Genomic DNA, 12492 nt, shown 5'->3' on the forward strand with positions numbered 1-12492 from the left:
AACCGGGCGTACCGGTTGCGACGGTTCAGATAGCGATTCGCGCGTTCAGCGATTCAGCCAGCAGCCGGCCGAACCGCTTGCGCGGAGGATGTGGCCGTCAGCGTTTCCCAGAATGCTTCGGCGCTGCCCGGCAAGCGAGCGCGTGGACGGAACAGCGTGATGTCGACCTCGATATCCCAATCGGAAGAGCCCGCGCGCACCAGTTCGCCCGATTCGAGTTCGCGCCCGACCTGACTCTGCGGCAGCCACGCCAGCCCGCGCCCATCACGCACCATCGAGTTGAGCACGCCGGCGAGCGGTGAGACGAAGACGCGGTCGAGCCGACCGGCTGCCGGCGAGGTACGCAGCAGTTTTTCGACCGCACGACCGATGGCGGACGTTTCGGCATACGCCAGGTACCGGCAGCGCCCCGAAGACGCGTCGTCGAGCGAATCGAGCGGCCCACTGCCGACGCCGGGCCGCGACAACGGCAGCAAGCGGTCGAAACCAATGCGATAGGCCAGGAACTGTTTCGGGTCGAGGCCAATATCGATTGAAGGATGCGTGTGACACAGCATGAAGTGGCTCGCGCCCTGCAGCATCATCTGCACACACGCGGTCGCATGGCCGGTATCGAGCCGGAACTTCAGTACTTCCCCCGGCCTTTCAGAAGCGCTGATCCAGTGAGGAAAAAATGTCAGCGAAAGGCTGTGGGTCGCGACAAACTTGACCGTATTGGCGAGTCCCTCCGCTGCCGCACGCAACTCGTCGCGCCCCTGGTAGAGCTGCCGGGCCACTTCTTCGGCAATATCGCGGAACCGCTCACCCGCGGCTGTCAGCGCAATCGGCTGCGCGTGGCGATCGAGCAAAGTGACGCCGACCCACTCCTCAAGCATTTTGACGCGCCGGCTGAACGCCGGCTGCGTCATGAAACGCAATTCGGCAGTGCGCGAGAAATTACGCGTGGCCGCCAGCGTCAGAAAATCTTCAAGCCACTTCAGTTCCATTGACAGAAATCAACCGCTCGAGTCGAAGAGACACCCGCGCCGATGAAGTCGTGCGAGGCGAAGGCAGGTGCAAGTTCAAGCAACTGCCGTGCCGGGTGAAACACACCATATCGGGGATGTCGGCGGTCCATTGCGGTGCACGCGCATGATTATGGTGACGTCAAACGTGTTGGGGCGCACCTTATGTGGGCACGACGGAGCCTGCCGCGCGGCAACCTTTCACGGCGAATATGGCGTTGGGGATGGCCAGTCTGTTCGCGCATTGACCCTAGCGGGACGCCTGTTGTTCCGGAATGGTCAACATGAAAACTTCGCGGAATCAAATCTCCCAATATGGCGGCAAGAAACGCAGCCGGCCAATGCCGATTCGGCCTGGACCCATGCAAAGACGGTTGCGGAGGAAGTTGGGCATTGCGAGTTTCGCGTCGCACGGGCTCTCGGGCGTCCCGCGCAGCCGAACTCGTTGATCCGCATTGTCAGTGTCTACCGTTCCAGCGCCATCGCGAACGCGTCGGCGGGCTCGTAGCCTTCCATCAGGAGTACCGTGATGGCATCGGAGGCCTCTTTGACATTCGCGGGCAACTGCGCCTTGTGGGCGCTGTAATAGGTCCACCGCATCGTGTCTGCCTCGACCCTTGAACGCGGCTTGAGCGTCACGACGCGGATCGCCTCGACGATATGCGTGTCGAACGCGACGGCATGCGCTGCCCAGTCGAAACCGAATGCCTCCTGTTGCAGTTCGGCCGCCTTATGCCGATCCACAAAGCTCTGCCCAGGTTCGCCCGTCTGACGGCTTACCACGAGGCTCGCGAGGTTAGGCAACCCGTCGGCCCGGCAGAAGGTCCTGATCACATCCAGCACGCGGCCCATCGACACTGGAATCGCACTCTGCACATCGGCATGGTCCGAATGAAGAGCTTTGGCACGCTCGACCAGTTGGCTGTAGTAGATCAGTTCTTTTCGTTTTGCGCATTCGACGAGAATCGGGAAGTACACCGCAGCCAGGCGCAACGACCGTTCAGTGACGTTGGGATACAGCGGAGCGATTTCGGCAGTCTGGGTCATGGTTCCTCGTGTTTCGATTGATCGTTCTGGTGGCGTTGTTTTACTGCATGCCTCCTGAAGGCACCGTGCCGGCCTGTCAGGTTATCGGCTCGTCGGCCGATGTTCTTTAGCACCGCGTGTTTCTGTTTCCCGTGCTGTCCGACCGGAAGAGGACCGCACTATAAAGCCGGATCCGGACAAAACCCGTCTGGTAAAAAGAAACGATCCGGACGCGAAATGTCCGGTCAGCACGCGATACTGCGGGCTTCGCAACTGCCGGAGGCTACAACGCACACATGACGCACCCTCTCGTCGATCCCGATTCCAATCTCACGGCCACGCCGATCATCGAACCCATCGTGCGGCTGTGGACGCTGCGCTTTCTCGTGGACCTCGAACTGCACCGGCGCCTGATCAAGCCGCGCGGTTGGGCGAGCGATCTGATCGTGCGCGCGCTCGCGCTGCCGAAGCTTCAGGCAGTGCAACCGGCGAACACACAAAAGGGGCTGCCCGAGACGACCGACGACTCCAGCAGCGAAGAAGGCGACGACGAGGACGCGACGATCGCTGGCCTGTTCGGCGACGGCGACGACGACGCGCCGCCGCGCGCCGGCAAGGGCTTCGACATTGACGCCGCCACGCAACTCCTGCGCGATCGCCACGCCGCGGAGGAAGCGAACGCGCGTCACGCGACCCCGCCCGCGATCGTCGCCGCCAACATGGCGCGGCTGCGCGAGCTCGTCGGCCTCTCCGACCTCGAGACGCGCATCCTCACTTTCGCCGTGATGGTTCACACCGATCAGGTGCTGGACCTGATGAGCGACTGGGTCGGCGACCTGACCTCGGCCAGGCTTTTTCACGCGGTGAGCGCTGTGCTTGCCATTCCTGAGAAAGAAGTGCGCCAGGCGTTGTCCCCGCAGGGTACGCTCGCGCGTTCCGGCCTGCTGACGGTCGACCGCAAACAGCGCTGGGCGCTCGCCACAAAGCTCGATCTGCTGTGCGACGGCTTTGCCGATACGATCGTCTCGGACAACATCGACGCGCTCGAACTTCTACGCGGCATGGTCACGTTCGCGCCAATGCCGACGCTGACGCTGGAGGACTTCGCGCATGTCGACGATGAGATTGAACTGATGCGCGGCTATCTCGAGTGCGTGCTACTCGCGCGCCGGCATGGTGTGAACATTCTCGTGCACGGAGCGCCCGGAACCGGCAAGACCGAACTCACGCGCGCGTTGGCCCACTCTCTGCAAGTGAAGCTTTACGAGGTCACCGGCGAAGACACCGATGGCGACGCAGTGATGGGCGAGCAGCGTTTGCGAGCATTTCGTGCCGCGCAGGCATTTTTCGCGGAAACGCCGGCACTGATCGTGTTCGACGAAGCCGAGGACGTGTTCGCCGATACCGGCCCGCACGAGCGCAGCGTCGCACAAGCGCGCAAGGCGTGGATCAATCGTGCACTCGAAAGCAATCCGGTGCCCACCTTGTGGCTGTCGAACTCGGTGACCGGTCTCGATCCGGCCTTCATGCGCCGGTTCGACATGGTGCTGCGCATGCGTGTTCCGCCGGCACGGGTGCGCAAGCGAATCATCCTCGAAGCGTGCGCGCACCGGTTGCCCGATACCACCGTGCAGCGCATGTCCACGCATGGCGCACTGACGCCGGGCGTGGTCGCGCGCGCGGCGTCCGTGCTGCAACAGGTAGCCGACGACTGGGCGCCGCAGCGCTTCGGCGAGGCGCTCGAACGGCTCGTCAGCGGCACGCTGGAAGCGCAGGGCCATGCGCCCTTGGCGCCGCCCGTCGCGCTGCCGACCACTGGCGATTACGATCTGCGCTATTTGAACGTCGACTGCGATCTGGCGGCACTCGCCCAAGGTGTGGTGCGCACGCGCTCGGCACGGCTCTGCCTTTATGGTCCGTCGGGCACCGGCAAGAGCGCTTTCGCCGCGTGGCTCGCAGAACGCCTGGAGTGCCCACTTCTGCTCCAGCGCGCCTCGGACATGATTGCGCCATTCGTCGGAGAGACCGAGCAGAACATCGCGCGGGTGTTCCGCGAAGCGCTGCACGAGCGCGCGGTGCTGCTGATCGACGAAGCCGACAGCTTCCTGCGCGATCGGGCCTTTGGCGGTCACAGCTGGGAGATCACGGCGGTCAACGAGATGCTGACGCAGGTGGAGCACTTCAACGGCGTGCTGGTCATGTCGACCAACCTGTTCGATACGTTCGACGCGGCCGCGCTGCGGCGTTTCGATGCGAAGCTGCACTTCGGTTATCTGAGAGCCGAACAGGCCGGCGCGTTTTTCGCCGAACGCTGCACGGCGCTTGGGCTCGGTACGCCCGGACCGGAGGACCAGTCCCTGGTCGCCCGGCTTGGCGCGTTGACGCCCGGAGACTTCGCCGCTGTGATCCGCCGTCACGGGCTGAGCCCGATGCGTTCGGCGGCCGGGTTCGCTCGCGCGCTCGCTGACGAATGCCTCACCAGGCAACGGGGCAAGGCACCGATCGGGTTCAGCTGATTGGAGATACGTGTGCCGATCCAGAACCGATTGTCGAACATGAGGACGTTCGGCCGGGCTAGCGAGTCACGCTGCTCGCAGCGAGGCAAGCCGGAAAGTGCGAGGGTGTCGTATCGACACCTTTGATCAGATCGTCGGCGTCCCTCACCCTGCCTGCTTGCGCAAAACGTCATCGAGCGCGATCAGCGTGGCGAGCGCCCCACCCTGGATGCCCACGCCGCATGGCGGATTGATCTGCGGTTCGCGCATATTGATGCGGATGACTCTCGGCCCGTGTCGCTCACTGAAACGGCGAATCGTCGGCAATGCGGTACCCGCGCCGAGTTCGACGACCACGAGCCGTTTCACCGATGGGATCCAGCGCTGCAGGCGCGCCTCCTGCTCGTCGGTTCGCCGCGACAGCCAACCGGAGTCCCAGAACATCAGAATGTTGGGACGCGCGAGCGCCCCGCATTCAGGGCAGCGTGGCGGTTGACCGGTAAGACGGCACGCCGGTTCATCGACCTGCGGAACAAAATCCGTTGCAGGCCAGATACGCGAGCAGCACGGCACAACACATTGGAGATGGTGAATCGAACCGTGGCATTCGGCGACGCGGTTCGCGGCGAAACCCGCGCGCTGGAACTGACCGTCGACGTTGCTGGTGAAGACAAACGCGCCGTGCTCCATACGCGCCGCCCAGCGTTTGAGCACGGCAAAGCCGGCATGAGGTTCTATCTTGCGATAGAGACTCAGACGATGCCCATAGAACCCCCACGCGAGCGTAGGGTCTTCGTCGAAGGCGCGGGGATTGGCCATCGATTCGAAGCTGCGCTGCGCCGCGGCCAGCGCAGGGTAGGCGCGCCATAAACCTTCGTTGCCGCGAAAGTCGGGCAACCCTGAATCCACACCCATGCCCGCGCCGGCGGTCACGAGCAAGCCATCCGCCTCCCGCAGCCATTCGACGGCCCGCAGCATCGTCTGGGCTTGTTTTTCCATTGCGTTCAGCCTCTGTGATTCCCGTTCGTACTTTGCGGCGTGGCTCCGCCATTTTCGTCGGAGCCACGCCTGCCATCATGCTACCGCTTCGTGCGCGGCAAACACCGGCAGACGCGTCTTTAATCAGGGCAGGTCGCGGCGGTTAGGGCATCGCGGCGCACTTTCTCGATGTACTTTCCGAGCGCTACCGTCGACAGAATGCCCGCGGCAAAGACGAGCGCGAATGCCGCAAGGCTCTCAAGCGGAGAATTGTTATTGACCATATCGGTTCCTCTCAGGTGAATACGTTGTTGACCGCCGCAGCATCGTTGCGGCACCGGCGTTGGCACCGTTATTTGACCGCGCGCCAGATCAACGCAGCAAGCTGGTTGCCCGTGCCCACGATCCTGAAGTTATCGTCGCGCGTCTGGTTGACCTTCGGATCGAACACGCCAACCCGGCGAAACTGAACATCGCGCGCGATCTGCTTGCCTCCCGAGTCGGTCTCGATGCTGCCGACCACACGATGCTGATCGTCCCGAATATATTCGACGGCCATATTTTTTCTCCTGGCGTTGGAAAGTCTGTCGGCTTCATCCAGCGAACTTGCCGCCGTGCCGTCATGACTTTAGATGCGGATCGAGACAAATCGTGTCCCGAACATTGGCCGGCGCTCCGCATCATCGTGTCGGCTTGACGTCAGTCTGGAAAGCGCACAGGGCCGAAGACGCGCTGCATCGGTTTGGCCCCTTCCTCCTGCCCCAGCAGACGATTTACTCAACTCTTCGGACGGAAATCGATGTGGATCGCCGAGATCTGCGCCTGTGCCTGCGGCGGCAACTGTACCAGCCGCTCCGGCGCAAGAATTTCGCCGAATAGTTGCGCGCGTAGCAGCCGCACACGCTCCTGCACCACCGATGAGCGCAACTCGTCATAAGTACCCTCGACCGCGAGCGTGTAGACCTCCAGCTTCGGCGGCGTGTGGTCCTGATCGAGGGCCGCTTCGCATGCCTTCATCCATGCGCTGTTCTGTCGGTCCACGCGTCCAATCTGCTGTTCGATCCGGCCTGGGTTCCAGTCCAGATGAAACAGGACCACGGTTCGGCACGCGTGATGGAGATTGAGTCCCTCGCTCATCACGTCCGACTGGCCGAGCAGCACCCTCGGATTGAGGCGCGAATGGTTGAACGCACCTTGCCGGGCACGACGCGTGGCCGGTTTGGTGTCGCCGATCATCAGCTGGGCAAACGGGCTCATGCGGAAGACGTACTCGCCAGCCTCATTGCTCTGCAGATCCTCCTTGAGCTGTTCGACGATCCTGGTCCAACTGAGGACTTCCCGGTTGCTCTTATGCGCTTCTTTTTTTTCAGGTGGATCGGGATCGCGCAAGCTCGCCAGCCGCGCGCGCACCTCCTCGCGCAAGGCCTCCTTCTCATCTGGATCGTCGACGGCCCATAGCTGGTCCTCGACGCAGAGCTGCTGGATCAGCCACGTTGCCAGCACGCCGGCCAGCTCGGGGGAGAGATGGCGCAGGAGACCGGCCTTTTCCACGACGCCGCTGCACACGTCGCGCAGTTGCTCGCGCTCCCGCTCGTATCGCGCCGTGAACTCCCCGGCCTTCTTCTCGAATTGCTCGTCGCTCATTCCAGCGAGTTCGAACTCAGGGTCAAGGCGCCAGCGCTGCATGTCGTGATCCGTGGCCCGCACGCCTTGCGGCAGCGGGATCGGCTTCCCGTCGCGCATGTGCCGCAGATAATGGCGAATGTTCAGGCTGCGGTTCAGGGCATGCAGCGAGGCGAGGTACTCACCGAAGACCAGCACCTTCTCGCCGTCACGACGGACGGTGAGTTCCTCGATCAACCGCACCGCCGCGAGCACGCGCGGATGCCATTGCAACGCGTAGCGCGGATTGTCAGCGACCTCGCCGAGCTGCTCGCAGTCTTCCCGCGCGGCGGCCGCGCGCCAGTATTTGCAGCGCTGCAGCCGTGCCTGCGCCGCGCGCGCCGCCATGGGGTCCGCGCGCTCCGGAAGCGCCTCATCCTCCTCTTTTCTGCTCCGCTTTTCTTCGTCGATGTCCACGTCCTGCAGCGCTTCGGGTTGTTGCGGCAGCGCCTGCGAAAAACGCATGCCCGCGGTCTTCAGGTCGTGTCCGACGCTGGTGCCCCGCGCCGCCGCGGCCAGTGCCTCGGACAAGGCGAGCTTCCTGCGCTCGGAGAGGTTCAATTTCGCCAGCACGACCGGGTGTGCGTGGTACTCCCGATGAGGGTGGGCGCCGTTCCGCTCGCCTGTCTGTTGCGTATAGCGCTGCACCAGGGGGTGATCTCGCCACAGACGCCGCGTCACGATATCTTGCAGCTTCTCCTGGAATTCACTCGCCGACGACCTGAGTGTCGCGATTTCGTCCTGCGATCCGGCGCGCAAACCTTCGACCGCCTTGGCATAGCGGTTCACTACACCACTCAGGACTTTCACCCGCTCGTCCCCCAGACCGAGCCGACTGAAGATCGCCTTCCACTGCTCAACACTGAGTTCCATGGGCGTGGCCGTGAGCGCGAGCCGTTTGGCTTGACGGTTCCGCGAACCCGAAAACAGGATATGGTCGATCAGCTTGGTGAGCCGGCTGCGCAGTTTGCCCTCGGCCTGCTTCTCCTCGAGGCTGAGATTCGCGCCGGCGCGGCTCTTGTGTGCTTCGTCCACGATGAGCAGGTCGAAGTCGCCCAGCAGTTCGCCGATCATGTCCTGGAACAGCTTGGCGAGCTTTTCGTCCTTGAAGGTTTCCGGCGCGGGTGTGCCGACTACGGCGTCCTGCAACAGTTGGCGCGTGGCGGCGCTGCAGCGCTCACCGATGTACCGTGCGGCATCCTGCTGCATCGGACTGACCAGCAGATTGTTAGCGCCCCAGGTGCCAAGGCCCGTTTTTTTTCGGACCAGATAAGGCAGCGCCCACAACTCGTGGTTCACTACTTTGCCCACCGGCGGCAACCCGAATCCATGCGAGATGAACAGAATCGGGAATGCGTCGGCGAGTGGGTACGAGCTGTCGTCGCTGTATAGATCCGCGTAGGTCCGCAGGAAGCGATGCGCGGGCGCCTCCTGCAACCAGCCAAGCCGCAGATTGCTCAACTGCTTCAGAAAGCCTTGCACTTCCTCGTCCTGCCACTGGTAGGCAAGTCCTGGCGGGATCAGCACGGCAACCCGGCCCCCGCTCGCCGCCACGCAGACCGCGAGGGCGACGGCCAGACGCGTCTTGCCCAGGCCGACTTCGTCCGCGATAAGGACACCCGGCTCCTCTCGCAGCCGCTGCGCCATCCAGCGCAAGGAGGCATCCTGATTGGCGCGCCATAGCTCGCTGCCGTCGGGCAGGCTGCGCACGTTGGCGAGCTGCTCGAGCCGCTTCAGCACCAGGTCCCAATCCACTGCCCGACTCCTTCCGTAACCAGCTTGCTTCACATGCATAGGGCTTCCGCGTTCGAAGGCACGCACCACGCGGCACGCAGGTCATGAAGGAAGGTCCGATACTGCCTGTGCAGTTCCGCTCGTTCCGCCAGCCAGGGCGGCACAAAGCCGGGCTGATCCAGCGCGTCAAACAGATCGACCTTGAGGGCCCGGATTGCTTCCCGCTCGTGCGTTGCCGTCTGCTCCAAGAGCAACACCCGTAGCTGCGTCAGCCAGTACGGAAACTCCTCGGGGGTCGTCAGCACGTTGCGCTGCGCGATCGTCTCGACCAGCATGGCAAGCGTACGCAGGGCATAGCGGGCCGCGCCGCCACGTACATCCGCGCCGGCGGCTGCTGGGCGGCCGACGTCTTCATCGTCCTCATCGTCCTCGTGGTCATGCGGCGGCAGTGCGGGGAACACAAGTAGCGCCTGCAGGACACTCTCCACGTCCAGTTGCGGCACGGCACGCCTGCAGAACAGGCCGTTCGCGGCAAATACGGCCACGTCCCACCCGAATCCCGCGGGCTGCGATGCCGGGTCCACGTTGCGTACTCGCACGAACGGCGGACAGGCCGCGGCAGTCCAGGGAACGGACTCCCGTTCGGGTTCGACCGCTATCCACAGACCGTCCGGCCCTTGCAGCCATAGCGTAGTCCGCGGCACTTCGCTGCGGACAAGATGCAGGCACTCGCCCGCCTGGCGAAAGAACAGCACGGGCGGCGGATCGAGCGGCTCGAACATGTCTTCACCCGGGCCCTCCACTGCCTCCTTCAGAGCCCGCTCAGGCGCCCGATCGCCACACGCCAGGCGTTGCCAGATCTGCGCGATGCGTTCGTCGGGCAAGAGCACCGTGCCGGCTTCCACGTTTCCCACGCCGCGACGATCCCGCGCATCGCCCTCGACACAGGCTCGCGTCAGAAAGCCGCGATGCGACAGGTTGCCCGAGCCCAGGTACAGGAAGGCCAGCCTCGCACTGCCCTCCCCGGCTTCGCGGACCTGATCAAGCCCGGCGATGTACTTGGCGTGCAGAAACCTGCGGCCCACCTTCGCCTTCTTCTCCAGCGGGTCGCGCGGCAAGCACAGGGACCATTTTCCAGCCCGGCTCTGAGTCAGCCTGCGCGCGCCCACCTTTGTCCCGCGCAGCTGCTCGAGCCAGGCGGCAATGCCACCCGCCCGCTCAGGATTGAACACCAGCAGGCGGCTGCCGGGATCACCCAACGATTCCAGTTTCTGCAGCACCGTGGGTGCCGAATCCGGGGCCGTCTTGCCGGCTTGCTCGAAGAAGCCCGATCCCGCTACCAAAGTCGACACGCCCTTCTGTGGAAAGCGCTTTCTGATCTGATCGAACAGCGACCGGTCGAGGCTGTGGATAAATTGCGGCGTTCGCTTCGAAGCGCTGCCGCGTAACTGCAACCGGTCACGCCAGACCTTCAGCCATCCGGTCACGAGGACGTCGTCGGCGAGGTCAGCGTGGTGCTTACCGTAGAGGCCGCCCAACAGCCGCTCGAAGAACTCGAAGGCGGCGTGCACGTCCGCCAGTGCCTGATCTGCATTCGCCCCATCACTTTCCGCCTCCCACTCTGTCGTCCAGAACAGGTCGATCTGGCCTTGGCGTCCCCAGGTCTCGGCTGTCCAGTTTCCGGTGGAGACGACCAGACGCCAGCGACACGGCGCCCCGACACTCGACGGGCCGAAGCCCATCAGCGCCACCTTCGCGTGCATCAGGCTCGTGCGGCTCCGCCACGCATCCTTCAGGCACGGCGACAGTTGCAGCAAGCCGGGAACCGGTTGCGCCTGCAACTGCCGGCTCGACGCGTCGAGCATCATCAGCCCGCGCACGAGGCCTCTGGCTCGACGCTGTGCGGGGGTATCGTTGGTGAAAGCCGCCAGCGCCCGCTCAAGGGTCTCCGTGTCGCCGCTCAGTCCGCACAGCAGCAGATGCGTACCGTGCTCGCCTTGCGGCGGTGAGAAGAGCGTCTCGAGGTCGCTGCGATCCTTGACGGCACTCATGACAGCGCTCCCGCGTCAGCCAGCAGCCGCCGGAAACGAAGCAGCGGGCCTGGTACGCCGCGCGCCTGCGGCACCTCCGTTTCCTGTACTTCATAGGCGTCGTCGGCTACCAACGGCTTGCCCGTGTAGGCCACACCCTGATCGATGCGTCCTTCAATCACGGAGAACAACATCGGAGCGCGGCCGGCCAGCGAAGCGATCCGCTCCTCCAGCATGCGCGAGTGGGACTGCTCCTGACAGAAGCCGACTGCGTCCGACGGCGCCCCCGGTGCGGCACCGTCCCGCATCGCGTCACACTCGCGACCCAGCGCATCGAAAGCCTCAGCCACATCCTGGCGTGCCGCCAGATCCCGCACTTCCTGGGCGGAGCCCTGAATCGCACCGCCAATGGATTGCGCTGCCTGCAAGGCGCTCGCGCGCACGTCCTCGAACGCGAAACAGGTTGCCAGCCGGGCGGCGTGTTCGGCATGGTGCACGCCATCCAGCAAGCTTTTGCGTCCGCTCTCCGTCGCGAGCTTTGCGTCGGTGTGAGTGCACAGCAATGTCGCCAGAACCGCGCGGCGTTCATCGGCACGTACGCGCTCCAGCACGAGCCTCTTCTCCGCATCGCTGGCCAGCGCCGGCTCAAGAGCGTCCTTGACCACTTGCTGCACGTTCTTCGCTTCCTTGTCCTCCAGCTGAATCCACTGCTTCAGCCAGCGGCGCGCGCCGCCTTCCGATTGCTGTCCGCTGGCGAAGGCCAGTTCGGCCAATTCGATGCCGGCAGGAGTCAGCTCCAGCTTGCTGAAGCGCGCCTCCTCACGGATGCACAGGTTCAGCCCCGGCAATGCCCGCGTCACGGAGCGGCGGAAAGGAACGGTGACATATGTCCCGCCCGTTGCCACGTCGCTGAACGACAGGCTATTGCGGCCGGCGAACTTGCGCTTGCCCTGCACGCGAGGTTCCGTCTCGGCCTGCGCACCACGGCGAACCACGATCCAACTCGCCATGGCTTCCAGCGCTTCCGCGATGCGCGCGGGCGTAGCGGAGGTTTCCATCTCCTGTGCGAGACGCAGTCCCATGCACGCCCAGCTGAGCTGACGCACGAAAAACGCGCCGCCCAGACCGGGCACGGCCCATTCGTTGAAACCCATGATGGCGCGCCGCAAGCCGAAATCCAGCCGCAAGCGCATCTGTGCGAAATCCTTCGGTTCTGCTGCTCCCCACATCATGCTGACTCCCCAGGATCACCCGCATCAAGGCGCTGGCTACCAGGCAATCGCGATTCGAATAGCTTTTCTTGGTCGGTAATAGTAAGCATTCTTCTAGCGTTCTAAAGCGTTATTCACAGAAGGCCATGGCCGTGTATACGTCAGCGTGATCCCTACTGTTGCACTGCGTGACCATGTGACATTCCCGTCCGTGTCCGGCGCGAACCTCTTGGACTGCGGGCATCGTTCTCAAACTTCACTTGCCCAGATGTCGTCCTATCGGCAGGCCGGTTGAGAACTTTACGGCAAGAGGTTGAGCCGCAGAGGCACGACAAGAGCTGCGCCTCTACGC

At 63.8% G+C, this 12492-nt stretch carries 9 protein-coding genes; 1 reads left to right on the forward strand and 8 read right to left on the reverse strand.

Annotation, left to right across the window (positions count from 1 at the left end):
• Positions 1–53: 53 nt before the first annotated feature.
• Both RI103_RS36325 and RI103_RS36330 read right to left on the reverse strand, forming a co-directional pair.
• Positions 54–986 carry a LysR family transcriptional regulator gene (locus RI103_RS36325; protein WP_310818879.1) on the reverse strand — a complete coding sequence of 311 codons (933 nt, stop codon included), beginning with the start codon at positions 984–986 and terminating at the stop codon, positions 54–56.
• Between the two features lie 483 nt (positions 987–1469).
• A complete protein-coding gene (locus tag RI103_RS36330) occupies positions 1470–2051 on the reverse strand; it encodes a hypothetical protein (protein ID WP_310818880.1) in 582 nt (193 codons plus the stop codon).
• A gap of 275 nt (positions 2052–2326) precedes the next feature.
• On the opposite strand from RI103_RS36330, the gene RI103_RS36335 reads away from it, so the two are divergent.
• The gene (locus RI103_RS36335; protein WP_310818881.1) at positions 2327–4546 is read left to right on the forward strand and encodes an ATP-binding protein; all 2220 of its coding nucleotides are present in this window, start codon (positions 2327–2329) and stop codon (positions 4544–4546) included.
• Between the two features lie 144 nt (positions 4547–4690).
• Here the strand turns inward: RI103_RS36335 and RI103_RS36340 are convergent, their stop codons facing one another.
• The 6 genes from RI103_RS36340 to RI103_RS36365 form a co-directional block, all read right to left on the reverse strand.
• Positions 4691–5524: a Sir2 family NAD-dependent protein deacetylase gene (locus RI103_RS36340; RefSeq protein WP_310818882.1), complete on the reverse strand. Its 834-nt coding sequence runs from the start codon at positions 5522–5524 to the stop codon at positions 4691–4693.
• 119 nt (positions 5525–5643) lie between these two features.
• Entirely contained in the window at positions 5644–5787 is a 144-nt protein-coding gene (locus RI103_RS36345) for a hypothetical protein (RefSeq protein ID WP_310818883.1), read from the reverse strand.
• A gap of 68 nt (positions 5788–5855) precedes the next feature.
• Entirely contained in the window at positions 5856–6062 is a 207-nt protein-coding gene (locus tag RI103_RS36350) for a hypothetical protein (RefSeq protein WP_310818884.1), read from the reverse strand.
• A gap of 218 nt (positions 6063–6280) precedes the next feature.
• Positions 6281–8920, reverse strand: coding sequence for a helicase-related protein (locus tag RI103_RS36355; RefSeq protein ID WP_310818885.1), 2640 nt, complete (start codon positions 8918–8920; stop codon positions 6281–6283).
• Between the two features lie 29 nt (positions 8921–8949).
• The gene (locus RI103_RS36360; RefSeq protein WP_310818886.1) at positions 8950–10950 is read right to left on the reverse strand and encodes a hypothetical protein; all 2001 of its coding nucleotides are present in this window, start codon (positions 10948–10950) and stop codon (positions 8950–8952) included.
• Positions 10947–12122, reverse strand: coding sequence for a hypothetical protein (locus RI103_RS36365; RefSeq protein WP_310818887.1), 1176 nt, complete (start codon positions 12120–12122; stop codon positions 10947–10949). The genes RI103_RS36360 and RI103_RS36365 overlap by 4 nt, the downstream gene beginning before the upstream one ends.
• Between the last annotated feature and the right edge of the window lie 370 nt (positions 12123–12492).

Source organism: Paraburkholderia sp. FT54 (genome assembly GCF_031585635.1).
Lineage (GTDB): Bacteria > Pseudomonadota > Gammaproteobacteria > Burkholderiales > Burkholderiaceae > Paraburkholderia.

Coding starts and splice junctions, on each gene's coding strand:
- RI103_RS36335 (WP_310818881.1), top strand. CDS start 2,327: ATGACGCACCCTCTCGTCGATCCCGATTCCAATCTCACGGCCACGCCG.
- RI103_RS36340 (WP_310818882.1), bottom strand. CDS start 5,524: ATGGAAAAACAAGCCCAGACGATGCTGCGGGCCGTCGAATGGCTGCGG.
- RI103_RS36350 (WP_310818884.1), bottom strand. CDS start 6,062: ATGGCCGTCGAATATATTCGGGACGATCAGCATCGTGTGGTCGGCAGC.
- RI103_RS36360 (WP_310818886.1), bottom strand. CDS start 10,950: ATGAGTGCCGTCAAGGATCGCAGCGACCTCGAGACGCTCTTCTCACCG.
- RI103_RS36365 (WP_310818887.1), bottom strand. CDS start 12,122: ATGCGCTTGCGGCTGGATTTCGGCTTGCGGCGCGCCATCATGGGTTTC.
- RI103_RS36345 (WP_310818883.1), bottom strand. CDS start 5,787: ATGGTCAATAACAATTCTCCGCTTGAGAGCCTTGCGGCATTCGCGCTC.
- RI103_RS36325 (WP_310818879.1), bottom strand. CDS start 986: ATGGAACTGAAGTGGCTTGAAGATTTTCTGACGCTGGCGGCCACGCGT.
- RI103_RS36330 (WP_310818880.1), bottom strand. CDS start 2,051: ATGACCCAGACTGCCGAAATCGCTCCGCTGTATCCCAACGTCACTGAA.